The 25,842-nt window shown below is 51.2% G+C and carries 23 protein-coding genes and 1 other RNA gene; 4 read left to right on the top strand and 20 right to left on the bottom strand.

Annotated features, from left to right (window positions below; all coding sequences use genetic code 11):
• Positions 1 to 405: 405 nt before the first annotated feature.
• Complete coding sequence (locus tag CRO57_RS20935; RefSeq protein WP_097155449.1) at positions 406 to 1,161, bottom strand: outer membrane protein; 756 nt, start codon at positions 1,159 to 1,161, stop codon at positions 406 to 408.
• Between the two features lie 281 nt (positions 1,162 to 1,442).
• On the opposite strand from CRO57_RS20935, the gene CRO57_RS20940 reads away from it, so the two are divergent.
• The gene (locus CRO57_RS20940; protein WP_097155450.1) at positions 1,443 to 2,405 is read left to right on the top strand and encodes a DMT family transporter; all 963 of its coding nucleotides are present in this window, start codon (positions 1,443 to 1,445) and stop codon (positions 2,403 to 2,405) included.
• A gap of 8 nt (positions 2,406 to 2,413) precedes the next feature.
• Here the strand turns inward: CRO57_RS20940 and glmM are convergent, their stop codons facing one another.
• The 19 genes from glmM to CRO57_RS21045 all read right to left on the bottom strand — a co-directional run bounded on the left by glmM (position 2,414) and on the right by CRO57_RS21045 (position 20,585).
• Complete coding sequence (gene glmM, locus CRO57_RS20945) at positions 2,414 to 3,760, bottom strand: phosphoglucosamine mutase (protein WP_097155451.1); 1,347 nt, start codon at positions 3,758 to 3,760, stop codon at positions 2,414 to 2,416.
• A gap of 277 nt (positions 3,761 to 4,037) precedes the next feature.
• Positions 4,038 to 5,969 carry an ATP-dependent zinc metalloprotease FtsH gene (gene ftsH / locus CRO57_RS20950; RefSeq protein WP_097155452.1) on the bottom strand — a complete coding sequence of 644 codons (1,932 nt, stop codon included), beginning with the start codon at positions 5,967 to 5,969 and terminating at the stop codon, positions 4,038 to 4,040.
• Between the two features lie 170 nt (positions 5,970 to 6,139).
• On the bottom strand, positions 6,140 to 7,564 hold the full coding sequence (gene tilS, locus CRO57_RS20955) for a tRNA lysidine(34) synthetase TilS (RefSeq protein ID WP_170956197.1): 1,425 nt from the start codon (positions 7,562 to 7,564) through the stop codon (positions 6,140 to 6,142).
• Positions 7,551 to 8,648 carry a tol-pal system protein YbgF gene (gene ybgF / locus CRO57_RS20960; RefSeq protein ID WP_097155454.1) on the bottom strand — a complete coding sequence of 366 codons (1,098 nt, stop codon included), beginning with the start codon at positions 8,646 to 8,648 and terminating at the stop codon, positions 7,551 to 7,553. Before ybgF ends, tilS begins: the two co-directional genes overlap by 14 nt.
• Before the next feature lie 581 nt (positions 8,649 to 9,229).
• Positions 9,230 to 9,715 (bottom strand): peptidoglycan-associated lipoprotein Pal, encoded by a 486-nt coding sequence (pal, locus tag CRO57_RS20965; RefSeq protein WP_097155455.1) that lies wholly within the window; start codon positions 9,713 to 9,715, stop codon positions 9,230 to 9,232.
• A gap of 533 nt (positions 9,716 to 10,248) precedes the next feature.
• Entirely contained in the window at positions 10,249 to 11,592 is a 1,344-nt protein-coding gene (tolB, locus tag CRO57_RS20975) for a Tol-Pal system beta propeller repeat protein TolB (RefSeq protein ID WP_097155457.1), read from the bottom strand.
• 98 nt (positions 11,593 to 11,690) lie between these two features.
• The gene (locus CRO57_RS20980) at positions 11,691 to 12,632 is read right to left on the bottom strand and encodes a cell envelope biogenesis protein TolA (RefSeq protein ID WP_097155458.1); all 942 of its coding nucleotides are present in this window, start codon (positions 12,630 to 12,632) and stop codon (positions 11,691 to 11,693) included.
• Between the two features lie 6 nt (positions 12,633 to 12,638).
• Positions 12,639 to 13,091, bottom strand: a complete 453-nt coding sequence (tolR, locus tag CRO57_RS20985) for a protein TolR (protein ID WP_097155459.1) — start codon at positions 13,089 to 13,091, stop codon at positions 12,639 to 12,641.
• Between the two features lie 3 nt (positions 13,092 to 13,094).
• Positions 13,095 to 13,805, bottom strand: a complete 711-nt coding sequence (tolQ, locus tag CRO57_RS20990) for a protein TolQ (protein WP_097155460.1) — start codon at positions 13,803 to 13,805, stop codon at positions 13,095 to 13,097.
• Positions 13,806 to 14,211: 406 nt separating this feature from the next.
• Positions 14,212 to 14,679: a tol-pal system-associated acyl-CoA thioesterase gene (gene ybgC / locus CRO57_RS20995; protein ID WP_097155461.1), complete on the bottom strand. Its 468-nt coding sequence runs from the start codon at positions 14,677 to 14,679 to the stop codon at positions 14,212 to 14,214.
• A complete protein-coding gene (gene ruvB / locus CRO57_RS21000) occupies positions 14,669 to 15,724 on the bottom strand; it encodes a Holliday junction branch migration DNA helicase RuvB (protein WP_097155462.1) in 1,056 nt (351 codons plus the stop codon). The genes ybgC and ruvB overlap by 11 nt, the downstream gene beginning before the upstream one ends.
• Entirely contained in the window at positions 15,721 to 16,338 is a 618-nt protein-coding gene (gene ruvA, locus CRO57_RS21005) for a Holliday junction branch migration protein RuvA (protein ID WP_097155463.1), read from the bottom strand. Before ruvA ends, ruvB begins: the two co-directional genes overlap by 4 nt.
• A gap of 120 nt (positions 16,339 to 16,458) precedes the next feature.
• On the bottom strand, positions 16,459 to 16,959 hold the full coding sequence (gene ruvC, locus CRO57_RS21010) for a crossover junction endodeoxyribonuclease RuvC (protein WP_097155501.1): 501 nt from the start codon (positions 16,957 to 16,959) through the stop codon (positions 16,459 to 16,461).
• A 114-nt stretch (positions 16,960 to 17,073) separates the two neighbouring features.
• Complete coding sequence (locus CRO57_RS21015) at positions 17,074 to 17,820, bottom strand: YebC/PmpR family DNA-binding transcriptional regulator (RefSeq protein WP_097155464.1); 747 nt, start codon at positions 17,818 to 17,820, stop codon at positions 17,074 to 17,076.
• A gap of 118 nt (positions 17,821 to 17,938) precedes the next feature.
• On the bottom strand, positions 17,939 to 18,763 hold the full coding sequence (locus CRO57_RS21020; protein WP_097155465.1) for a TIGR00282 family metallophosphoesterase: 825 nt from the start codon (positions 18,761 to 18,763) through the stop codon (positions 17,939 to 17,941).
• 54 nt (positions 18,764 to 18,817) lie between these two features.
• On the bottom strand, positions 18,818 to 19,402 hold the full coding sequence (locus tag CRO57_RS21025; RefSeq protein ID WP_097155466.1) for a 5-formyltetrahydrofolate cyclo-ligase: 585 nt from the start codon (positions 19,400 to 19,402) through the stop codon (positions 18,818 to 18,820).
• Between the two features lie 188 nt (positions 19,403 to 19,590).
• Positions 19,591 to 19,753, bottom strand: a non-coding RNA gene (gene ssrS / locus CRO57_RS21035) — 6S RNA.
• Between the two features lie 97 nt (positions 19,754 to 19,850).
• Positions 19,851 to 20,210 carry a cell division protein ZapA gene (locus tag CRO57_RS21040; RefSeq protein ID WP_097155468.1) on the bottom strand — a complete coding sequence of 120 codons (360 nt, stop codon included), beginning with the start codon at positions 20,208 to 20,210 and terminating at the stop codon, positions 19,851 to 19,853.
• Between the two features lie 93 nt (positions 20,211 to 20,303).
• A complete protein-coding gene (locus CRO57_RS21045) occupies positions 20,304 to 20,585 on the bottom strand; it encodes a DUF4164 family protein (RefSeq protein WP_097155469.1) in 282 nt (93 codons plus the stop codon).
• 472 nt (positions 20,586 to 21,057) lie between these two features.
• On the opposite strand from CRO57_RS21045, the gene tkt reads away from it, so the two are divergent.
• The 3 genes from tkt (at position 21,058) to CRO57_RS21060 (ending at position 25,752) form a co-directional block, all read left to right on the top strand.
• Positions 21,058 to 23,061 carry a transketolase gene (gene tkt, locus CRO57_RS21050; protein ID WP_097155470.1) on the top strand — a complete coding sequence of 668 codons (2,004 nt, stop codon included), beginning with the start codon at positions 21,058 to 21,060 and terminating at the stop codon, positions 23,059 to 23,061.
• Positions 23,062 to 23,374: 313 nt separating this feature from the next.
• Positions 23,375 to 24,382: a type I glyceraldehyde-3-phosphate dehydrogenase gene (gene gap, locus CRO57_RS21055; RefSeq protein ID WP_097155471.1), complete on the top strand. Its 1,008-nt coding sequence runs from the start codon at positions 23,375 to 23,377 to the stop codon at positions 24,380 to 24,382.
• Positions 24,383 to 24,552: 170 nt separating this feature from the next.
• A complete protein-coding gene (locus CRO57_RS21060) occupies positions 24,553 to 25,752 on the top strand; it encodes a phosphoglycerate kinase (RefSeq protein ID WP_097155472.1) in 1,200 nt (399 codons plus the stop codon).
• Positions 25,753 to 25,842 lie beyond the last annotated feature (90 nt).

Genomic DNA, 25,842 nt, shown 5'->3' on the forward strand with positions numbered 1-25,842 from the left:
CTACCCTCACAGATAGTTGCCTCTCGTTGGGGAGAGGTGTCCCACGGACGGGGGTAGACAAAACGCCGGACAGCGTCAACGACAAATTCATCACATCATCAAATTTTCATCCAATGACCTATGTGAACTCCCTAAATATGTTTCCTGTAAGGGAAATTTAAAATCATAAGAAACTTTCTCCTCTTTTCGAGGTGCCTATCATTCTCGTCATGTTGATAACTTTTGAGCAGCATGGTGTAATCATATTGATAAAATCGAAAAAGGCGACCATCCAGAGATGATCGCCTTTTCGAGAGGATTTGGCATCCTGACTTTCCCACCAGGAGCCAAAGTCAGCTCCTGGAACCGTGCATTTGATCTGCCCAAGAGCGACGTCGCACCTGCTCCAGGGAAAACAACAAACCCTTAGTCCAGATCGTAGCGCAGACCTACACGGAATTCATGCGCATAAATATCTTCAATCTTCACAGGGTTCTGGGCATTGGTACCATTTGTAAATGTAGTACCAGTCTTGGCTTCACCCATGGACAGGAAGCGATAATTGGCATCGAATTTCCAACCTTCTTCAATGTCAACCACGGCACCAGCCATCAGATTCCATGCAAAATTGGTATTGTCACCATCAGAGAATGGCACACCGTTACTGGTCGCATAACCACCAAGGGTCAAATGAGTCAGACCGATACCGGCACCAACATATGGTGTTACGGAATTCCAGGTACCGAAGTCATAGTAACCGTTCAGCATCAAGGTCCATGCACTGAATTTGGCGGACTCATTGGAATAACCACCAGAACAGCCACCACAGCCACCCACCATGCCCTTGAACTTGGCTTCATGGCGATAGTCAACCGTAACATCAGCACGTAGATGTTCGTTGAAGTAATAGCCGAAACCACCACCAATCAACCAACCATTGTCAATCTCTTCCTTAATGAATGCACGATGGCCGTTGGTAGGATCCTGCCACGAAGCATCCGGATTGCTGTAAGCTGCATAGCCAATATCGCCACGCAGATACCAACTGGAACCAATCTCGACCAAAGTCTCTGGCTCATATTCAATGACCGGGGGAGTTGGCAAATCCGCTGCCATAGCAACGCCAGCGGACATAGCGGCCCCGAACACACTCAAAAACAGATTTCTTTTGAGGCTGCTCATCTCATTTTCCTCTCGATACAAATGTCTGAACAAGCATTTGAGATATTTACTCAAGAGAAAAGATCGCAGAATTTCCTTAATACTCGATTAACTACAACAATTAAGGTTAACAACACCAAATACACAAGTCATGATAAGAATTAGAATATATATTCATGCAAATTGCAAAATTTTATCTTAACAAATCCTTACCAGCCGCATTATTCGGTAAGTTTGCACTCTCCAGTTTAATCCTCTAGGCTCCCCGCACAGCTTATGCTCCCCTCCTACAAGGCCCTTCAATGCCCATAATTACCGCGCGTCACTGGCTCCTTCTGCTCTTTTTGATTCTTTCCTGGAGTTCGGCCATCATTTTGACCCGCGTCGCAGTTCTGGAGATCCCTCCCTTATGGGTGACAGCCGGGCGACTGACCGGAGGCGCGATCATTCTCATCATCTATCGATTGGTTTTTTACAAAAAACCCTGGAGCCTTGGCTGGCATCACACTTTGTGGCTGATTTTACTGGGATTGCTCAGCTCTGCCGCCCCTTTCCTATTGATCGCTTGGGGAACCCAATTCACCACCTCATCAGTTGCCGGAATTTTGATGGGAACCGTTCCACTGATTGTTCTGGGGTTGGCTCACCTGCTATTGCCAGATGAAAAGATGACCCGTATCAAACTTGGCGGCTTCACCTTGGGTTTCATCGGGGTCATCCTCGTCATCAACCCTTGGCGAACCACAGAAACATCTTCCAGCAACTCTGCAACAGACACCATGGAGCTCATAGGCCAGCTGGCAATTTTCCTTGCAGCCTTCTGCTATGCGGCCAGTGGAGTACTAACACGCCGTATGCCACAGGCAGATAATATCGATAAAGCAACAGTAGTCGTACTGATCGCCGCGCTCATGTTGCTCATTGCATGCTGGATCTTCAATCCTGAAATATCAATTGAAACCACGCCTCTTCATAGCTGGTTGATTCTGGCTTACCTGGGTCTGGTGCCAACAGCCATTGCCTCTATCGTTCTATTCATCTTGCTTCAGGAAACTTCAGCCAGTTTCGTGACCACCAGCAACTATATTATTCCGGCTCTTACCACGTTGGGCGGCATTCTGTTTTTGGGAGAAAGCCTGAACAACCTCGCATGGATAGGCTTCATCATCATTCTGACAGGCCTGATCTTGAGCAATAGAAAAGGCGCCCGACAATCGCCCGACGCCTCATCCACAAATCACTATGCTTCCAACCAGCAACGCTAATTCAAATATCAGCCCTGGCTGACCTTCCGTACCTCATCGCAAATGTCATCGACAACCAGCTCAACCAGGTCATGATCATCGCCTTCCGCCATAACGCGGATCAAAGGTTCGGTCCCTGATGGACGGATCACAAGACGGCCTGAATTACCAAGACGCTCCTCACCCGAGACAATAGCAGCTTTCACATTGTCCATTTCAAGCGGTGCACCGCTGCTATAACGCACATTCTTCAAAAGCTGAGGCACAGGTTCAAAGCGATTGCAAACCTCGCTCACAGGCTTGTTCATCTTCTTGACCACAGCAAGAATTTGCAAAGCAGCAATCAAACCATCTCCCGTGGTAGAATAATCAGAGAGAACCAAATGGCCTGACTGTTCACCTCCCACATTGAAACCATGCTGACGCATATGTTCCACAACATACCGATCACCAACCTTGGTACGCGCAAGATCCAGCCCCAAACCGCCCAAAAAGCGCTCAAGACCAAGATTGGACATGACAGTCGCGACAATACCGTTACCGGACAAGCGATTTTCCTTGGCCCAGCTCTCCGCAACCACAGCCATAAGCTGATCACCATCAACCCGATGGCCGGTTTCATCGACAATGATCACCCGGTCCGCATCACCATCCAACGCGATGCCGATATCCGCACGCACTTCCCTGACCTTGTCGATCAAGACATCAACATGGGTAGACCCACATTTGTCATTGATATTGAAGCCGTTCGGATCAACTCCAATGCTCACGACCTCGGCACCCAACTCCCATAGAGCATCCGGCGCGACACGATAGGCAGCGCCATGAGCACAATCAACGACAACCCGTAGACCATCCAGAGACATGGCACGTGGCAGAGTGCGTTTGGCAAATTCAATATAACGATCGTAGACACTTTCAATACGTTTGGTCCGCCCCAATTGCTCGGGCTTTACCAACTGGCTGGACATGTCCTGATCCAGCATAGCTTCGATCTTGGCTTCCAGCTCGTCATTAAGTTTGTATCCATCCGGACCAAACAGCTTGATGCCATTGTCATTGAATGGATTATGGGAGGCGGAAATCATCACACCGAGATCTGCACGCAACGAACGTGTCAGCATGGCAACGCCAGGTGTTGGCACTGGTCCCAACAAAAACACATCCATACCCATCGAGGTAAAACCTGCCGTGAGGGCTGGTTCAAGCATGTAACCGGACAGACGTGTATCCTTGCCGATCACGACCCGGTGACGATGATCTCCCCGCCGAAACAGCTTGCCAGTTGCCATACCAACCTTCATGGCAATCTCGGCTGTCATAGGATAGGAGTTTGCGCATCCCCGAATGCCATCAGTCCCAAAATACTTACCCATCGTCCGTTCCGACCTTTCCATTCATTCTTCACATAGCGATCAGATCAAATCTGGCTTGGCCTCTTCTAACTCATCTTTCTTGCCAGAGTGAGAAGATCCAGCTGCTTTACAATCAATCTTTGTGTTCAAATGTAACAAGCAAGATTAAAAACCGCTAAACAGAAGCATATAAAATCGGTTTTTGCCAAAATCAGACGCTCGGAAACAGCAAAGGGCGCTCTCTGTCAAGAGCGCCCTTGCGTTAATCTTACCTTGAAAACCTGAGGAATATCTCAGATCAAGACGATGGCTGAGGCTCCATGCCATCATCACTTTCATCGCCCTTGTCGCTGCCTTTCTTGACAGCACCAGCAGATGGGACAGCAGATCCTTTTGGTGTGGTCGGCTCATCATCATCTTCACGAACTGGCGGTTTGCCATCAATCAGATCACGAATTTCCTGACCGGACAGGGTCTCATATTCCAAAAGACCTTCGGCAATGATGATCAGCTCGTCCTTGTGATCCGTCAGGATTTTCTGAGCGGTTTCCAGACCAGTCTCAACAAAACGTTTGGTTTCGCTATCAACCAGCTTTTGCGTATCATCGGAGACATGCTGCTGACGGGCAACAGAATGTCCGAGGAAGACTTCCTGTTCGTTTTCTGAGTAGAGCAATGGCCCCAGTTCATCAGACATACCAAATTGCGTGGCCATGGCATGGGCCAGACGGGTTGCCATCTGAATGTCACCAGTCGCCCCTGATGTCACCTTGTCATAACCAAAGATCATCTCTTCAGCGACACGACCACCCATAGCCACAGCCAGATCAGCGTTGCATTTGGCGCGAGTCAGCGAGACCTGATCCTTTTCAGGAAGACGCATCACCATGCCAAGAGCACGGCCACGAGGAATGATGGTAGCCTTGTGAATGGGATCCGAGGCAGGCATATGCAGTGCAACCAAGGCATGGCCGGCTTCGTGATATGCGGTCAGCTTCTTCTCCTCGTCGCTCATGACAAGCGTCCGACGCTCAGCACCCATCATGACCTTATCCTTGGCATCCTCGAATTCCTGCATGGAGACAAGACGACGATCCCGGCGAGCCGCCAAAAGCGCAGCTTCATTGACAAGGTTCATCAAGTCTGCACCCGAGAAACCAGGCGTACCACGGGCAAGCGTCTTCAGATCCACATCCGGAGCCAGAGGCACATTGCGCACATGAACCTTGAGGATCTTCTCTCGGCCGGTGATATCAGGATTGGGTACAACGATCTGACGATCGAAACGACCCGGACGCATGAGAGCCGGGTCCAAAACGTCAGGACGGTTGGTCGCAGCAACAAGGATCACGCCCTCATTGGCTTCAAAGCCATCCATCTCAACCAGCAACTGGTTCAGAGTCTGCTCACGCTCATCGTTACCACCACCAAGGCCAGCGCCGCGATGGCGACCAACAGCATCAATCTCATCGATGAAGATGATACATGGAGCATTCTTCTTTGCTTGCTCGAACATATCCCGCACGCGAGAGGCACCAACACCGACAAACATCTCCACGAAGTCGGAACCGGAAATGGAGAAGAAAGGCACATTGGCTTCACCAGCAACGGCACGACCAAGCAAGGTTTTACCAGTGCCCGGAGGGCCCACCAGAAGAACACCGCGTGGGATACGGCCACCAAGACGTTGGAATTTCTGCGGATCACGCAAGAATTCAACAATCTCTTCCAAATCTTCCTTGGCTTCATCCACGCCAGCCACGTCATCAAAGACAACACGGCCATGAGCTTCGGTCAATAACTTGGCCTTCGATTTACCAAACCCCATTGCCTTGCCACCGCCCTGCATCTGGCGCATGAAGAATATCCATACAGCCAAAATCAGGATCATCGGGAACCAGGAAATCAGGGCACCAAGCAAAGAGAAGCTTTCGGTCTCCGGCTTGGCGGTGATGGCAACACCATTCTTGGTCAACAGCGGAATAAGCGTGGTGTCATTTTCTGGCAGAAAGGTCTGGAAAGAGCCACCATCTGACAAATGACCAGTAACCTGTTGACCTGTTATGGTGACGTCCTTGATCCGCCCCTGCTCCACATCACTTACAAATTGAGAGAAGGGGATTTCCAGACTATTGGTGCGCTGGGATGGATTCTGGAACAATTGGAATAATGCAATAAGCAGCAGTCCAATAATCACCCACAATGCCAAGCTGCGGAAATTCGCGTTCATATGTTTTCCCTTGGTTCCTTTTGGGAAGTATCAGCAGCCCGTCTGTCGCCTGTGCCAAGCAATTGACGAGCCGATCCTTACATTTCATTTGAATTTAGGCATCGAACACGCCCTTGCCAAGGCATAGAGGCGGCTTTGTTCCCTAAATAATGCGAAATGGTTTACCCACTTCACCCATTTTTCGTAAATCTCGTGTTTTTTTCAGAAAATTCAAGAGGACATCCCGTCGCCTTTGCTATTTCTGGTAAATCCATCACAAATTTCAGCCGATTTTCTTGCCATGCGCTAGGCAAAGCATCAATCACTCCCGCAGGCAAGGCCTCCATCGCAACCAGTGATTCCTGTTTCAACAGACCGGTCTGCAGCAGTTTTTGTCTGCCACGCTCACCCAAAGGCGACAATGTAAGAGCCCCAATATTCCGATCATCAGGGTAATGGACATTCCATAGCCCCTGCCAATCAAAATCTTCACCCACCGATAGCTTTGCAAGGATAGGCTTTCGCCCTGGCTCACGATAAACCCATAGTCGCTGTCCGGAAATCGCAAAGCAACAAGCTCCCAGCGTCTTTTTGCGAACTCTTCTTTCAGCATCATCCCATAGAACAAGATCTTGATCCAAAGAGATCAGACTTTGCTCCCCGCAAGGATATCCCGGACCGGCAACCTGAAAAAGTGCCTCTTGCAACAGACGCAAGCGAAATTCCTCGGCCAACAGGCAATAATCTATCATATTGCAAACCAAAGCCCTACCAACCACAGGCGTCATAAGAGCGGAAAATTTCTCAAATGTTACAGAATTTAGCGCCTCTTCCGCTCGCAGAAGGCGTTCCGACGTTCTTGAGAAATGTGATGCATCTGCTCCAAAGCGTTTAAGAACGGGCATCAGGGTCTTGCGTACATTCACCCTGAGATACCTGATACTCTCATTGGAGGGATCTTCACACCAATTCAAATCAAACCGTTGTAAAATGTTCTGCAATTCCTGCTTGGAATGCTTGAGCAAAGGCCGTGCCAGGATCAAGCCATTCAGAACACGAGCAGGGCGCATGGCACTCAAACCACGCACAGACGATCCACGCAAAAGCCGCATGAGGAAAGTTTCAGCCTGATCATCCATATGATGGGCCGTCACAATCGTCTTTACACCCAACGATTGGGCATGGTCGGCCAGCAAGGAATAGCGGGCTTCTCGCGCCTTGCCTTGCAAGTTGGAAGAAGATTTATCGCCCTGCCAGTTCAAGATCGCATGAGGCAGAGCAAGGCATTGGGCAAGTTCACCCACATACTCGGCCTCTGCATGTGCTTCTTCGCGCAAACCATGATCGACTGTCGCCAGATATATCGGAATTTGATGTCCCAACCGTGATCGCCAAGCATAACACAGCATAACAAGCGCAAGAGAATCAGGTCCACCGGAAACCGCCAGCAACATTCCATCTTGCTTTGAGGGGATTTCATCAAAAAGGGACGAAAGAACAGAGCCAGAGAAGGGACCTTCCGGCAAATAGAGTGCATCATCAGTGATGCGCTCTTTCAGATCATCGGGCCATGGCATGGAAACGGATGAACGCCCAGATGTTTTAGCACTTGGCATTTTTAATTTCAGAGCGCACCTTCTGGCGCACACCTGCAGATGCATTGGGATATTTGGCCAGCAACTCTTCATAGGTGGCGCAAGCCGCCTCACGTTCCTTGATTTGACGTAGAGACATCCCCGTCTTTAACAGCATATCCGGTGCCTTCTGTGCCTGAGGATAGGTAGAATAAGCATTCAGGAAAGTCTCGATCGCTCCGCGATAATCGCGGCGCTGAAACTGGCTCTCACCAATCCAGTAGTGGGCATTGGCAACAAGCTGATGTGTCCCGTAAGACGCTATGAACTGACGAAAAGCCCCTTCCGCCTGCCCATATTGTCCCTGAAGCACCAAACCATAGGCTTGATCATAGTCTGTAACCGGATCACCTGTCAGAGACGCAACCTGATTGGACGGCGCAACATTTCCCAAACCAGGATTTATTGGGTTGGCGCCTGGAAAGGTGGCACCCGGCACAGCCGCACCTCCGTTCAGCATGCTGGAAAGATCAACTGGCCCAGACCCACCGGCACCACCAATAGCCTGATTGGCGGCACTACCAAAATTGGGCTGAGCACCATTCAAGCTACCCAAAGTCTGTGGTGGCGTTCCCAACTGCTCGAAATTCTGACTTGGTGCTTGTTGCTTTGGCTTTGCGCGAGATTGTTTACGACGCTTTTTGCTGCCTCCCCTTTCCAGATCCTGAAAACGAAACTCGGAATCTTCCTGAAAACGGCGAAGCTGTTCCTGCATTTGACGAATTCGGAAGTTCAGCTCTTCGATCTGACCATTGTAAATGCGCAACTGGTTTTCCAGCCGATCTACGCGCACAGCCAGATTGGCGGCAGATTGAGCCACAACAATACGCTGCTGACTTGGTGCAGTTGATGCAGATGGACCAGAAGGAATAGGCAGTGGCGGGATTGGCGCACGCTGCATCTGGGTTTCCATCGTACTAACCCGTTGTTCCAACTCGCTCCAATTGGTGGGGTTGACCGCACCGGCCAAACTGGCCCCAACAAGTAGAAAAGCAGTCGCGGTTGCCAATGTTCTGATCATCAAAATCCCCATTACAGAAATCAAATTCAGGAATGCGCTGGCCATGAAGTGAATGGCCTTCAAGCAGCAATGAAAGCGAGCTTACAGCCTGTTCCCGAAAAGTTGAAGCACTTTTCGGATAAGAACTCGCTTCAAAACAAGGAGTTAAAACAAAGCTTGCAATTCACCAATTGCGGACAGTGTTTTAACGGCTTCTTTTGCACTGTTGCACCCTCATGCCAGTTTGATGGGGCAAAATTATGATCAAGTTGGTAAAGTGATGCTCATCGGAAGCAGTGTGATATCAAAAACACAAAAACCGGCCCCATGGAGCCGGTTTTCAAATCCTCAATCAAGCGAGTCACCAAACCCACCTGACGTGCAGCTACCCACAAAAGCGACAGCGCTTTTGTGGCGGCCGATAGGCAAGCGCGTAGCGCCCCGTCTGGAGCCCTGATCACGAGATCAGGGATAGCGTGAAGACACTAGTCACCCGAATCTAAAGTTCGTCACATTGAACAGCGAGTACCGAACGAACTTTAGATTCAAAAGGGTGACTAGCAAATATATGTTTCTAGTGTGGTTTTAGGAATTGAAATAGGCAAACGAACCTGCCGATAAATGATACCTATTTCAATTCCACCACACTAGTTAGACAACACGGTCACTGCTCGACGGTTCTGAGACCAGCAGGAAATATCGTTACACACCGCAACGGGACGCTCCTTACCGAAAGATTTGGTCATCAGGCGGTTGGAAGCAATACCCTTGGAGACCAGGTAATTACGAACCGAATTGGCACGGCGAGCACCGAGAGCGATGTTATATTCGCGAGTACCGCGCTCATCAGCATGACCCTCAATGGCAACACGATAATTGCCATACTGGTTCAACCATAGAGCCTGTTTGTCCAAGGTCGCCTGAGATGATGGATTGATATCGGAACTATCGGTATCAAAGAAGACGCGGTCGCCCACATTCACCACAAAATCCTGGGTCGAACCCGGTGTCGCATTGTTCGCAAGGCCCGGATTGGCCATTTTATCTGGATTGGCAGAACAAGCAGCAAGAACGCCCAGCAGGCCTATGGCCAGAGCAGCACGAACGGGAGTGGAGGCTTTTTTTGACAACATAGCTGTCCTCAATTTTCCATAGGGCAATCGCCCAAACATCATGGGTCGCAGCCCAAATAAGGTTGATCAAGTATGAGCTAAACTGGTTAACCCTGCGTTGGCAAAGATGGTTAACATTTGCCTAATGGGTGGAACCCAATCTCATAGACTGAAAAACCAGACACACAAAGAATACCAACGAGGGGAAAGAATAGCTCATATGACCGAACTTTTCAGGTTTTGTGGCAAGGAGCTGATGCCGCCCTGGTCTGGTTGACCAAAAGGTAGCAGAGACGTAGTCCACAAAGCCTGAAAATTCGGCCTTCGATGCTTTTCGATTGCTCGCTGAACATCGTTACCTTTCTCGGAAAATACCCCGGTATTGTCCGTCAAAAGCTGCCTTGTCAGCAAACAATCGAAAAGCATCCTATGAGTTATTGTTCTCCCTCGTTGGTATAAGATTGGCCACCTCTCGGATAGAAAGGTGGCCAGACTAAGGCAGTTCAAACTACATTCCAGTCGCTATTCGCCACTGTGATATCAGGGCAACTACCCTACTCTACCAATGGTGACCATGCAGGGTCAGAACCAAAGGCTGGTGTTGGAACCTGATATTCATTGCGACCAGTCAGATCGATGCTATAGAGCTTCGGACCACCACCTGCACCAGGGCTTTCACGGAAGAACATCAACACGCGACCATTGGGTGCCCAAGTAGGCCCCTCATTGTGATAGCCATCAGCCAGGATACGCTCACGAGATCCGTCCGTCTTCATCACACCTATCTGGAACTGACCTTTATATTGCTTGGTAAAGGCGATCAAATCTCCACGAGGAGACCAGACCGGCGTACCATAGCTGCCCTGACCGAAGCTGATGCGACGCACATTGCTTCCATCAGAATTCATCACATAAACCTGCTGACGCCCCCCGCGATCAGATTCAAACGCAATCTGACGACCATCCGGCGAGAAAGTCGGGCTGGTATCAATGGAAGCGGAATTGGTCAAACGCGTGATTTTACCATTGCGTAAATCCATGCGGTAAATATTCGCATCCCCCGCTTGCTGCAAGCTCAACACAATGCTCAGGCCATCTGGAGAAAAGCGAGATGAGAAGCTCATTCCCGGAAACTTGCCTACATTGGAGCGGCGACCATTTTCAAGATTGAGCAGATAAACCTTAGGCTGCCCATCTTCCAGCGCCATATAGGTAACTTCCTGACGGGTTGGAGAGAAACGTGGTGTTAGCACCAGATCCCGACCATCGGTCAGATAGCGCACATTGGCACCATCCTGATCCATGATAGCAAGACGTTTGACGCGATTGGCTTTCGGACCACTCTCATCGACATATACGATACGGGTATCAAAATATCCCTTTTCGCCGGTCAGACGCTCATAGATCGCATCAGCAATGATATGCGCTACACGACGCCAATTCTTTGGTGCGGTGAAAAATTGCTGACCGGTCATTTGCTTACCAGCATAAACATCCCAGAGACGAAATTCCGCTTTCAAACGGCCATCAGCTTCTTGCGTCACAGTACCGGTTACCAGAGCCTGCGCATTCAATACGGTCCAGTTGGCAAAGGAAGGAGAAGAAGACGAAGTCAGGCCTTTTTCCAGAAAGGTGTTTTTATCCAGCGGAGCAAAAAGACCGGATCGTTTCAGATCCGCTTCCACGACTTGTGCAATTTGCGCGCCTTGCGGCACACCGGAAAAGCTCGGGATTGCAATCGGCATCGGCTGAATATTACCCTGACGGATGTCGATCTCAATCAAGGCGTGACCGGGTGAAGCAAAAGCCACCAGCGCCATGAGGGCAAGAGCCATAGACAGGCTTCGTTGAACAAGGCGGCTCAAACCAGCGCTCCATCGTGATGTGATTTTTCGCATTTCGCTCTTCCTTGTCTGTCTCTCAAACTGTGTCTCAATTCGCCAGAATACCAATTGAGCGTATTTCCAAAATCTCCAGCCACATTTCCAATATTAGATCAGAACATGTCAGACGGATCAAAATTCAAAATTGTGTCTTTCCAAAGGTCATATTTATCAGCGGGCAATTGATAAGGAGCACAACGCATCACTGCACGGACCGCTGCACGGGAGGCCGCATAGCCAAAGCTGCCAGGAGGCCCGGCAAGAATTTCCGGCTGGCCAACCACATTGCCAGACCGATCCATACGGAACTGCAAGCGAATACGCAGCTCTCCTGCATCAATCGCTCCAGCAGGCGGGCTCCAGCACTCACTGACCTGGGCTCGCAGGCTATCAATTTCACTCTGCGTCATGGCGGCTGCCTGTTTGCCAGTGCGTGACCCAAAGGATGCTTTCTTAGCCTCAGAAGACGTCTTTTGTGGTGCGGCCTCGTCGGCTTTGTTCACCAAAGCCTTCAGAGCATTGGCGTCAAAATCACGTTTCTTTTTGGCAGGCTGCTTTTGAGCGACCTTTTTCGGTGGTGATTTTTTCTTAGGCGGCTTTGGCTTTATTTTTGGCAAAGCCGCAATGGCTTTTGGCGCTTCCGGCTTTTCCTCGATGACTTTGGGCTCAACTTTTGGCTCGGCCTTTTTCACCGGTGCAGGCTCAGACTCGGCTTTCTTCACTGGTTCCGGCTTTGGCTCAACCTTTGGCGTAGGCTCGGACTTCGGCTTGGCCTCGGTTTCCTGCACCTTGGGTTGAACCTTTGGCGCAGGCTTTTTCGGCTCTTCCTTGACAGGTTCAGGCGCTTTTTTCACTTCTTCCTGAATCTTGTCCTGCACCTTGCCTTTTGAGTCACCTTTCTTGACATCAGTGACATCCGCGAGCGTCACCAAGTCCACAGGCAAAATCTCAAGAGGCGTCACGTCATGGGTCTTTGGTGCAGGCAAGCTGACCAATCCCCATGCCAAAACCAGCACATGGCTAACAGAAGATGCAATGAAGCCGACATTACGCATACGCGGTTACTGAAGCTCCTCAGTGCTGACAAGACCAATTTTCTTGAAACCGGCACGGTTCATGGCACCCATCACCTTGATGATGGCACCATAATTGGCGTTGGTATCGCCACGAACGAAGATCCGTTCCTCATAACCATTCTTGGCCACACCCAGAAGGGTCTGGACCAGTTGATCTACTTCGACAGGCTGATCCTGAACATGTACCGACCCATCGGCCTGCACAGACACTGTCAAAGGCTCGGTCTGACTGGACAGAGGTTTGGCCGAGCTTTCGGGTAGATCCAGAGGCACGCCCACCGTCATCATTGGAGCAGAGACCATGAAGATGATCAGAAGCACCAGCATGACGTCAACCAGGGGCGTGACGTTGATCTCGGCGACCGGACGATGACGAATGGCACGTCTCGCACCGCGTCTGCGCCCACCACCGGATGTTCCCTGTGTTCCCATGCCCATGGCTTAGCCCCTTTCATCCATCAAACGAGACAGAATGGCCGAAAACTCATCGGCAAAACCTTCCAGACGCAAGGCATGCTGTGAAGCGAGGCTGGCCAGTTTGTTATAGGCAATCACGGCAGGAATAGCGGCAAGCAGACCAATTGCGGTGGCAAACAAAGCTTCAGCAATACCTGGTGCCACAACGGCCAGAGATGTCGATTTGGAAGCAGCAATGCCCTGAAAGGAATTCATGATACCCCAGACAGTGCCGAACAGACCAACGAACGGAGCGGCAGATCCAACGGTCGCAAGAAACAGCAAACGCTTTTCAAGCCGATCCACTTCGCGCGCCAAGGTAACATCCAGGACCTTCTCGATCCGGGTCGGAAGCCCAGCAACGGAGCGGGCCTGCCCTTCAAACGAGCGCTTCCATTCTCGCATCGCAGCCACGAACAAAGCCGCCATGGCATGGTTCGGGCGACCGGAAAGTGTCTGATACAGCTCTTCCAAGGACTGCCCGGACCAGAATACTTTCTCGAAACGATCCATCTGCCGACGGGTGCGATAATAGAGCAAAACCTTGTCGATAATGATGGCCCAGGACCAAACAGACGCCAACATCAAACCGATCATCACCAGTTTAACGACAATATGCGCCTGCAAAAACAAGGAGATGAGAGACAGATCGCCATGCGAAGCCGATAGGGCTGTCTGAACTATCTCATTTTCCATGTGTTGTGTCCTTTCTCAGCCAGGAAATTCGTCTTAACGGATCTACGTAGGTGCCAACACGACAAATACCCCGTTCAAGCCGCAAAGCTTTTGACGAGGAAATTTGGCGAAACTAGGACAATTCGCGATCACACATAATTTGAGAAAGGCATTATTATGGTTAATGAAGCCTTAACAGGGCGTTCATCCAAAGCGTTTTGCCTATCAAATTGCAGTGAGAAAAAGGCTTTGAGAGCGTCTTGAGCGCTCCGCCGGCTATCCGGCGCGCCCCCACAGGCCCGGCAATTGAATATGTCCTTGAACCCATATGAAAGGACATATTCAAATGATCGGAGTCGCCGTGAGGGATCGAGTTTTAAAAATTGGCGCTTCGCAAAAAGCTTGTAATGAGCAATGAGGCGAAAATTCAGCTCTGATCGGCTTCAAAAGCAGCCTTCAATTGTGCGGGCATACGTCGCGGACGACCATCGCGGGAGATCACCACCACGGTCACCATGGCAGTGAACAGCGTCTCACCCGCACACATCACCCGTTGATCAAGGATCATGCGAGCGCCTTTGATGGCAGAAACCCGTGTCTCCACTTCAAGCAGATCATCAATGCGAGCGGGTTTGAGATAATCAATCTCCATATGCCGCACGGCAAAGGCAACACGTTCATCTTCGCTGCCTTCATCCAGTTCGTGATGATGAATACCAAGCATGCGAATATAGTCGGAACGCCCACGCTCGATGAAACGAAGAAAGGAGGCGTGATAGACGATGCCGGAAAAATCGGTATCTTCATAATAGACCCGTACCGGCAGAACATGACCAAACTCGGTCTTGCGGCCCGCCAAATCCGGCCATGGGCCAGCATTTTGATCAGGCATCATCAATCCCTTCGGCAAACAATCCCATTTGTGGCGCACCTTTGCCATTATCCGGAACCGCCAGTCCCAAATGGGCAAAGGCCTTGGCAGCCAGCAATCGCCCGCGAGGCGTACGCTGAATGAAACCCTGCTGAATGAGATATGGTTCGATGATCTCTTCGATGGCATCGCGTGGCTCCGAGAGAGCAGCAGCAATGGTCTCGATACCAACCGGTCCGCCACCGAAGGACGTGGCAATCAAATTGAGATAGCGTCGATCCAACGCATCCAATCCCTCATTATCGACTTCCAGCATCTGCAGCGCACGATCAGCAAGCTCTCGAGAAATTTCGCCACCAGCCTGCACAATGGCCACATCGCGCACACGGCGCAAAAGGCGACCAGCAATACGCGGCGTACCACGAGAACGGCGGGCGATCTCAATCGCACCGTCCTTTGTGATCGTCACACCCATCAAGCGTGCACCACGGGTGACGATATATTCCAGCTCTTCAACAGTGTAGAATTGCAACCGCACCGGAATACCAAAGCGATCCCGCAGTGGCGTGGTCAAAAGACCAAGACGCGTCGTCGCAGCAACTAGTGTGAATTTTGCCAGATCAATCTTCACCGAACGAGCAGCTGGTCCCTCACCAATGATCAGATCGAGCTGAAAGTCTTCCATAGCAGGATAGAGAATTTCCTCAACCGCCGGGTTCAAACGATGGATTTCGTCAATGAAGAGGACATCATTCTCTTCCAAATTGGTCAATAGCGCCGCCAGATCACCAGCCTTGGCAATCACGGGACCGGAGGTGGATTTGAAATTCACCCCCAACTCGCGCGAGACAATCTGCGCAAGTGTTGTCTTACCGAGGCCCGGAGGTCCCACGAACAACACATGATCCAATGCTTCCTTACGGGAGCGAGCAGCTTCAATGAAGATGGAGAGGTTGGCCCGCGCTTGCGCCTGGCCTACAAAGTCGTCCAGCATCTGCGGGCGCAACGCCCGATCCATCTCTTCTTTCTCACCGGAAGAAGAAACAAGACGCTCCGCATCTTCAATCATTGACTAAGCTCCTTCAACGCCAGACGGATCAAGGTCGCAGTACCGGTACCATCGCCTTCACGTTTGATGATGGTGGCAACTGCTGCGCTGGCCTGAACAGAACTATAGCCCAGATTGGTCAGCGCAGATACAGCTTCAGCCATCGCTTTTGGTGCAGCCGCTTGATCCATATCGGCTTGCAAATCAGAAACCGCACTATCAACCGCCGCCAAGCTCGGCGTCTTGTCTTTCAATTCAGTGACAATGCGCTGCGCGACCTTTGGCCCCACACCCGGAGTACGCGCCACCATCGCCTTGTCCTGTAGGGCAATGGCAGACTGAAGCTCGGAAATCTTCAATGTGGATAGGATCGCCAACGCCACTTTCTGCCCCACACCCTGCACTGTGGTCAGCAGCCGGAACCAGTCACGCTCCAAAGCGGTGGCAAATCCAAACATCTTCAGCTGATCTTCACGGACATGCATTTCAATCAGCACACTGGCCGCTTCTCCAACGGATGGCAAAGCCTGCAAGGTCTGGTTGGAGCAATGCACTTCATAGCAGACGCCATTCACGTCCACGAGCACATAGCTGTCTGCATATTCATCAATCAGGCCTTTGAGCTTGCCAATCATGTCTGTCTCTCCTGATAATCAAACCAATTCTTACGATTTCTACGTCATTGGAGTTGGTTTGATTTCCATTCTTCAGCGAGCCCTCATCCGAAAAGTGCTGCAACTTTTCGGGGGCACGCTCTATGCAAATTTCAGCTTGTTTGCCTTGCGCTGATGCGCGTGGCAAATGGCAATCGCCAGAGCATCCGCGGCATCTTCGCTATCGAACGTCGCCTTGGGCAGAAGCATTTTCACCATGGTCTGGACCTGGTTCTTGTCGGCATGACCCACACCAACCACAGTCTTCTTCACCGCGTTGGGAGCATATTCTGCCACCGGCAAATGCAATTGCGCGGGTGCCAGCAATGCAACAGCACGGGCCTGGCCCAATTTAAGGGTCGCGCCAGCATCCTTATTCACAAAGGTCTGCTCTACCGCGACCTCGTCCGGTGTATATTGCTCCAGCACTTTCATGATACCGGTATGCAGATCCAGCAGGCGTATCGCCAGCTCATCCTTGTTATTGGAAGTGATCAGGCCAGAGCCCACAAAAGTAAGGCGATTGGAGACCATTTCAATGGCTCCCCAGCCGGTACGGCGTAGCCCCGGGTCAAACCCAATGATTCGAACAGCTTGATTCATCATGAATTCTGATTAACGCAGAAATATGAACAATACCAGAACAAAACCAATGGCCGAACAAAAAACCCCGACCAGATGGCCGGGGTTCTGAATTCTCCAACGAAGTACTAGCTCTTAACCGAGAGACGCAATCACTTCTTCGCTCATGGTGAAGTTGGAATAGACATTCTGTACGTCATCATCATCTTCCAGAGCATTCATCAATTTCATGATGGTGGCAGCCTTTTCAGCATCCACATCAATCTCATTCTGTGGCTTCCAGATAGCCTTCTGAGATTCAGCAGCCTGACCGAGAGCTTCTTCCAGAGCTTTACCAACTTCGATCATGTCTTCAAACGCTGTATAAATGGTGTGACCATCTTCATCGCTCTGCACATCATCGGCACCGGCTTCAATCGCTGCTTCCATGATGCTGTCTTCATCACCAGCGTCTGCCGGATAAACCAGCTCGCCAACGCGATCAAACATGAAGGCAACGGAACCGGTCTCGCCAAGGGTGCCACCATTTTTGGAGAAAGCAGCGCGCACATTGGAAGCAGTCCGGTTACGGTTATCGGTCAGAGCTTCCACAACAACGGCGGTGCCGCCTGGACCATAGCCTTCGTAACGCACTTCATCAAAGTTATCCGCATCACTGGAATCGGCTTTCTTGATGGCGCGGTCAATATTGTCCTTAGGCATGGACTGGCCGCGAGCGTTCTGGATGGCCAGACGCAGACGTGCGTTGGAATCTGGGTCAGGACCACCCATTTTTGCAGCAACGGTGATCTCTTTGGAAAGCTTGGAGAACAACTTGGAGCGCTTGGCGTCCTGAGCGCCTTTGCGATACATGATGTTCTTAAATTTGGAATGTCCTGCCATGACGTTTGAAATCCATGTCTTGTCATTGAAGCCGCTTTTGAAAAACCAAAAGCGCTATTTGCCTGTGGTGATCGCACAAATCCCCCACTCAGATCAAGTCAGGGCACCGCAAGCACCATTATTTTTCCCAGAAAGACGGTATATGCTGCGATAAATGTCCACCAATCCGCAACGGCTCCACCGCCACGGCCAAACCGGTCGCATCATCGGTGTCCACTGCCACACCACACAAGGTTGGATCGCCAAGCGATGGCGTGAAGCGCGACGCAGGCACTTTGCGAAGGAAACGCTGCACCGGCTCTTCCTTTTCCATCCCCAAAACGGAATCATAATCACCGCACATACCAGCATCGGACATATAAGCAGTGCCCTGCGGCAAAACACGATGATCAGCCGTTGGAGAATGAGTATGAGTTCCAACCACAAGACTCACTCGGCCATCAAGGAAATGCCCCATGGCCTGTTTCTCGGACGTTGCTTCAGCATGAAAATCGAGAATGATAGCGTCGGCAAAATCACCCATCGGGCAGGCCGCCAGCTCTTTTTCGACCGCTGCAAATGGGCAATCCAGTGGGTCCATATAGATCCGGCCCATGGCATTCATCACCAAAACATTAGCGCCATTGCGGGCCTGATAAAGATTGGCACCCTTGCCTGGCACACCAGCTGGATAATTGGCCGGACGCAGAAATGCAGGCTGCCGCTCGCAAAAGACCAAAGCTTCGCGCTGATCCCAGGCATGGTTGCCCGTGGTGACCGCATCCGCTCCCGCATCAATCAACTCTTGCAGAATTTTCTCGGTGATACCGAAGCCAGCCGCTGCATTCTCTCCATTGATCACGACAAAATCGAGACCATAACGCTCGATCAGACCCGGCAGATTTTCCAAAACCACAGTTCGACCGGCACGGCCAACAATATCGCCAATGAACAACAGACGCATCAGACAGCTTTCTATAGCAGTAGAGAACAGGACCAAAAGGGTCCTTAAGCGAGATTAGATGACACCCTGATCAGTAACAATCCAATCCAAAGCTTGGTCATAGCGCCCAACTGGCACCCTGTCCACCTCTTGCATGGCATATGCCAAACCAATCAGCAGGGGCCGGGCACCTGTTTGCTCAGAAGCACTGATATAGCGATCATAAAAACCACCACCATAACCCGCCCGTTGCCTCGATAGATCAAAAAGTGAAAGCGGCATGATCAAACAATCTGGAGTGACAGACATCGCTTCCTGTGCGGGCCCCATACTGCCATAGCCTGCTGGCTCCAGCTGATCACCCTCTTGCCAGAAACGAAATTCCATGGCGGTCTCACTCACGACTACGGGGAGTGCGAGTTGATAAGACTGTGCTCGCAATGATGCCACAGGCAAAAGACAATCAATCTCGGAGCGGATAGGCCAGAATACTCCAATCGTGCCAGAGGGTTTGAACTCTATGGAGGCAAGATGGGACAGAAGATGATTGGAGGCTTGATGGGAAAAAGCTTCGCGATCTTCCGCGGGAATCGAATCCCGCATCGAAAGAACCTTGCGGCGCATTTGTTGTTTTTGTTCGCTGAGCTGCGCATCATCCATGACCGGTCTCCTTGCTTGCAAAAGCCCTCTGCATCATGAGGATTTTTGTGATCTGACGCTGAAATGTGAAGCCGAGGATCGCAATATGGACAAGCCATTTGAGAACCGGACGCAAACATTGACAAGGTCAGAGTGCAAAAGGACCATTGAGCAGACGTCTTTGGGACGCTATTTGTAGCCCCAAAAGCAAGGAAGCCGCAACGACCGTCGAAGAGTAAACGGATCCTGGGACACCTGTGTTACAGGTGGGTGCCGGTATGAAGAGGACCACGGTCCTTATCAGAGCCAGCTCCCATTCGGATCTTTAAGGCCCCAAGGAAAAGTATCTTCTAACGCGAAGTGCAGCTAACTGTGGGAAGATATAAGTGAGTTGATCCCAAAATTCCAGAGGCGAATTCTTGTCGTCCTGATCTCCAGATCTTGAGAAATCAAAAAGAACGCTAACATATCAGTCTTCCAGAAGGACTTCGGCGAGTTTTTCCAACTGTTCGGATGCTTTATCGATCCGCTCGGCGATATTTTCCTGATCGCCAACACTTTTTTCAAGGACAGCAGTTCGCGCATCACGCAAAGCTTCCACCTCCCCTTCCAGGGTCTTGATACGTTTTTTAAGCTCGTTAAGTTCATCCACAACCATGATGCCAGCCATGACGGTCAGACGTTGATCGCCAATTTCTCCAAACGATTCCTTCAGATGGCTAATCGTCGCATCAAACTTCCGGGCAAGGGAGAGTAAATGATCTTCCTGACCATCCTCACACGCCATACGATAGGCACGCCCGTTGATGTTGACACTGACCTGAACCATTGAAAAACTAACTGGCCTCTTAAACTTATATTCCGCCCGATACGTGGCTTTGACCAAAATTCGTGGCTATCTTATAACACCACAAACAATCATTCAGCCACCATGTTGCTCCAATACCGCCCGCACGGATTCCATAGCAGATCCAAGACGACGGGAAACTTCCTCATTTGCCTGTTCCAATCGATCTGCACGTTTGGTCTGGCTTGCAAGATCAGTTGCCAATTCCGATCGTTCACTCGACAAACGGGACAAATCGTCCTGCATTCCCTTGAGGTCAGTCTGCTTCTCTTTCTTCTTCTCTATCGCTTTTTCAAGAGAGAGCAGCGCCTGATCCAATCGGCCCAAAGCACCCGCAATTGCTGGCTCGTTAGCCATCAAATCCCCCTACAAAATGCCTGACAGCCCAAACTGCCCACAATTCGGTAATTGTCCAAATTGAATCGAACAAATGCATCGCCACAAGCAGCACATACTCTGCCTCAGGCTCAAATCGGATAACAGGAATCTATATCAATGAATCACGCTTAATTCCATCCCCATTCAAAGGTAGGCGCTTTGTCCCGATGTCGTCAATCCTGACAAATGATCAACAGCAACCTTCCACAAGTGATTTTTTGGCAGTTTTTAGCCCACTCCGGGAAGGTTCAAGATTGACTCTTGAGACCGGGATGCTAAATGTCTCCCCGATTGTATCAGCCTCTGTCTGCCGCGCGCAAAAGGCATGGCAGATCCCGTAACACCCAAATGCACTCCTTTATAGTGCAGGACGGTTTGCTACCCGGCCCGGCCGCCCCGACACAATTCGGTTGGATCGGATTATCGCAAATTGATCACAGACGCAGAGCTCATGAGCAACACAGACAAACAAAACCGCATGGCCCATGCGATCCGCTTTCTTGCTGCAGACGCAATCGAGAAAGCAAAATCAGGACATCCAGGCCTTCCTATGGGTGCCGCCGATATCGCAACAGTCCTTTTCACCAAATTCATGAAATTTGACCCGACCTGCCCGAGCTGGGCGGATCGCGACCGTTTCGTGTTGTCTGCCGGGCATGGCTCCATGCTGCAATATGCGCTGCTGCATTTGCTCGGTTACGAAGACATGACCATCGAAGATATTGCAAATTTCCGTCAGGTCGGCGCGAAGACTGCCGGTCACCCGGAATTTGGTCATGCAAGCGGCATCGAGACCACCACTGGCCCTCTTGGCCAAGGCATCGGCAATGCTGTCGGCATGGCGATTGCTGAAAAACTGCTTGCCACCAAATATGGCGCCGACATCGTTGATCACTATACCTATGTGGTTGCGGGCGATGGCTGCCTCATGGAAGGCATCAGTCAGGAAGCCATCACTCTTGCCGGTCATTTGAAGCTGAACAAAATGATCGTATTGTGGGATGACAACAACATTACCATCGACGGCACGGTTTCCGTTTCCGATTCTACCGACCAGCTTGCCCGCTTCAAAGCATCCGGCTGGAACACCGACAGCGTGAACGGTCATGATCAGGAAGCAATCGCAGCTGCGATTGAAGCCGCTCAGAAAAGCGACAAACCGACCCTTATCGCCTGCAAGACCACCATCGGCTTCGGTGCTCCAAACAAGGCTGGCACCTCCGGCATTCACGGCGCACCGTTAGGTACGGAAGAGCTTGCTGGCACTCGCAAGGCTCTAGGTTGGGAAAACGAACCGTTCGATATCCCTGCCGATATCCGTGACGCATGGCGCATTGCTGGCTTGAACGCTGCCCATTCCCGCAAAGACTGGCAGAAGCGTCTGGACGCACTGGATGCTGAAGTCAAAGCTGACTTCGAGCGTCGCATGCGTGGTGATCTGCCATCCGGCCTTGATGAAGCACTGGATGCCTATAAAAAAGAGCTGGCGGCAGAGCCAAAGACCGTTGCGACCCGCAAGGCCTCCGAAATGGCCCTGACCGTCATCAACGAAGCCATCAATGAAACCATCGGCGGTTCCGCTGACCTGACCGGTTCCAACAACACCAAAACCAAGGATACCGCTCCTGTAACGCCTGATGACTTCTCTGGCCGTTACATCAACTGGGGCATCCGTGAGCATGGTATGGCCGCTGCCATGAACGGCATGGCTCTGCATGGCGGTGTTATTCCTTATTCCGGCACTTTCCTGGTCTTTGCTGACTATATGCGCGGCGCCATGCGTCTGTCCGCTCTGATGGAACAGCGCGTCATCTATGTCCTGACCCATGATTCCATCGGTCTTGGCGAAGATGGCCCAACCCACCAGCCAGTGGAAACGCTCGCATCCTTGCGCGCCATTCCAAATATGCTGGTCTTCCGTCCAGCTGACGTAACCGAGACCGCAGAATGCTGGGACCTGGCCTTGAAAGCCGAGAAGTCCCCATCCGCTCTGTCTCTGACCCGCCAGAACCTGGTGCCTGTCCGTACCGAATATGTATCCGAGAACCTCTGTGCTCGCGGTGCTTATGTTCTGTCCGACACAGATGCTGATGCCGATGTTTCTCTTTTTGCTTCCGGCTCCGAGATCGAGATCGCGATGGAAGCACAGAAGGCACTGGCAGCCAAAGATATCAAAGCCCGTGTGATCTCGGTTCCTTGCTTTGAGCTGTTCGAAGCTCAATCTCGTGAATATCAGAAAGAGGTTCTGGGCAACGCCAAGGTCAATGTCGGTATCGAAGCCGCAATCCGTATGGGGTGGGATCGCTTCATCGGCACTGATGGCATCTTTGTGGGTATGTCCAGCTTCGGCGCATCCGGCCCATACAAGGCTCTGTACGAGAAATTCGGCATCACCGCTGACGCAATCGTCAGTCAGGTCGAAGCCGAGCTCTCACAGGCTGAAGCCGCTGAATAACAAGGAAAGAGGGGCTTTGGTCCCTCTTTTTTTTGGGATTTTCGGACTCACTGGTTCTTCAAAATCCATGCCCATACACACATTGTGCGGACGGGAGAAAGATGTGAGTCACAAAAGCTGCCATAGCCTTCCCTAGAACTGGAAACAGCTCTTGGCAGCCAAAAACATTTTGAGCAGACCATCGAACTTTTAAACTGGGTTTGAGCAAAGACTAGGGTTGACCTCAACCAGTGCCTCGCCTTTAAAGGGCACAGATTTTGGTCGAATTGTGAATCCCGGCCACTCATTGGCCGGTCAAGTGTAGGAGAAGATCATGACTGTAAAAGTTGCGATCAATGGTTTTGGCCGTATTGGCCGTAATGTTTTGCGTGCAATCATTGAATCTGGCCGTACCGACATTGAAGTCGTTGCGATCAATGACCTGGGCCCTGTTGAGACCAATGCACACCTGCTGCGCTATGATTCTGTCCATGGCCGCTTCCCAGCAACTGTTACTGTTGATGGCGACACCATCGACGTCGGTCAGGGCCCAATCAAGGTAACCGCTATCCGCAATCCAGCCGAACTGCCTTGGGGCGAACTGGGTGTGGACATTGCCATGGAATGTACCGGTATCTTCGCTTCCAAGGAAAAAGCTTCTGCTCACCTTGAAGCTGGTGCCAAGCGCGTTCTGGTCTCCGCTCCTGCATCTGGCGCTGATAAGACCATCGTATACGGTGTGAACCACGACACCCTGACCGGTGACGATCTGGTAGTCTCCAACGCCTCTTGCACCACCAACTGCCTGTCTCCGGTTGCTTATGTTCTGGACAAACTGGTTGGCATCGAAAAAGGCTACATGACCACCATTCACGCTTACACTGGTGATCAGCCAACTCTGGATACCATGCACAAGGATCTGTACCGCGCACGTGCAGCTGCCATGTCCATGATCCCAACCTCCACCGGCGCTGCTAAAGCTGTTGGTCTGGTTCTACCTCAGCTGGCAGGTAAGCTGGATGGTTCTGCGATCCGCGTTCCGACCGCTAACGTATCTGTGGTTGATCTGAAATTCATCGCCAAGCGCGAAACCACTGCAGAAGAAATCAATGCGGCAATCAAGGCAGCGTCTGAAGGCGAACTGAAAGGCGTTCTGGGTTATTGCACCGAGCCTCTGGTTTCCATCGATTTCAACCATGATGCCAATTCCTCCACTTTTGCTGAAGACCAGACAAAAGTCATGGGCGGCACCATGGTTCGCATTCTGACTTGGTACGACAACGAGTGGGGCTTCTCCAACCGTATGTCCGACACCGCAGTAGCAATGGCAAAATTGATCTAATGGCGCCTCGCCAATAGAGACTGAATAAAGATCAGGCGCTGGGCCGATGCATCCCTATTTGGGCCCGGCATCTCCAGCGCCTTTTCTATTGGATTGCCTTATTCATTGGATTAGACCCTTTATCTGACAAGACCGGCATTTTGCGCCCCAAAAGCAGGAAGTAGACTTACATGGCCGCTAGCAGCTTCAAAACTCTCGATGACGCAGACCTCAATGGCAAGCGCGTACTCGTACGTGTTGACCTCAATGTTCCAATGAAGGACGGCGAAGTCACCGACGCCACCCGTCTGCAGCGCATTGTTCCAACCCTGTCCGAGATCTCCGAGAAAGGCGGCAAGGTCATCATCCTTGCGCATTTCGGCCGCCCAAAAGGTGAAAAAGTCGCTGAAATGTCTTTGAAACCAGTGGTTCCTGCCTTGGCCAAAGTGCTGGATCGCCCGGTCATGTTTGCAGAAGACTGCATTGGCGACATTGCCAAAGGCGCGATTGATGCCATGTCTTCCGGCGACATTCTGGTACTGGAAAACACGCGCTATTACAAAGGCGAAGAGAAGAACGAAGCCGAGTTCGTCTCTGCTCTGGCTGAGAATGGCGATCTGCTGGTTTCTGATGCATTCTCCGTCTCTCACCGCGCGCATGCGACCACTGAAGGCCTGGCCAATCACATGCCAGCCGTTGCTGGCCGCACCATGCAGGCGGAGCTGGAAGCTCTTGATGCTGCTCTTGGCACACCAAAGCGCCCTGTTCTGGCTATCGTTGGCGGCGCAAAGGTTTCCACCAAGATTGATCTGCTGGAAAATTTGGTCAGCAAGGTCGACGGCCTCGTGATTGGTGGCGGCATGGCCAATACCTTCCTCGCAGCTCAGGGCAAGGATGTCGGCAAATCCCTATGTGAGCATGACCTGGCAGACACCGCAAAGCGCATCATGGCAGCAGCGGAAAAAGCGGACTGCGAAATCATCCTGCCGGTCGATGCAGCGGTCGCAAAGGAGTTTGCGGCAAACGCTCCCCATAAGATCGTTGATGTCGATAGCGTGCCATCAGATAGCATGATGCTTGACGTGGGACCAAAATCCGTTGAAGCCGTAGCTAGCTGGATCAAGAAAGCCCAGACCATCGTTTGGAATGGCCCACTTGGTGCGTTTGAGATCGCCCCTTTTGACACCGCTACCGTTGCGGCCGCACAGGCCGCTGCAGAGGAAACCAAAGCGGATAACCTGATTTCTGTTGCAGGAGGCGGTGACACAGTTGCCGCCCTTAACCATGCAGGCGTGTCCGAGACTTTTTCTTATGTCTCCACCGCTGGCGGCGCATTCCTCGAATGGATGGAAGGTAAAGCTCTTCCAGGTGTGGAAGTTCTGAAGAACTAAACCACTTCTATGGTTGCCGTCCGTGATGCAAGCGTTTTCTGATTATAAGCCAAGTAAATCGAGTGCGGTCTTCTATGAGGCCTTTTTCAT

The sequence above is a fragment of the Cohaesibacter gelatinilyticus genome (assembly GCF_900215605.1).
Lineage (GTDB): Bacteria > Pseudomonadota > Alphaproteobacteria > Rhizobiales > Cohaesibacteraceae > Cohaesibacter > Cohaesibacter gelatinilyticus.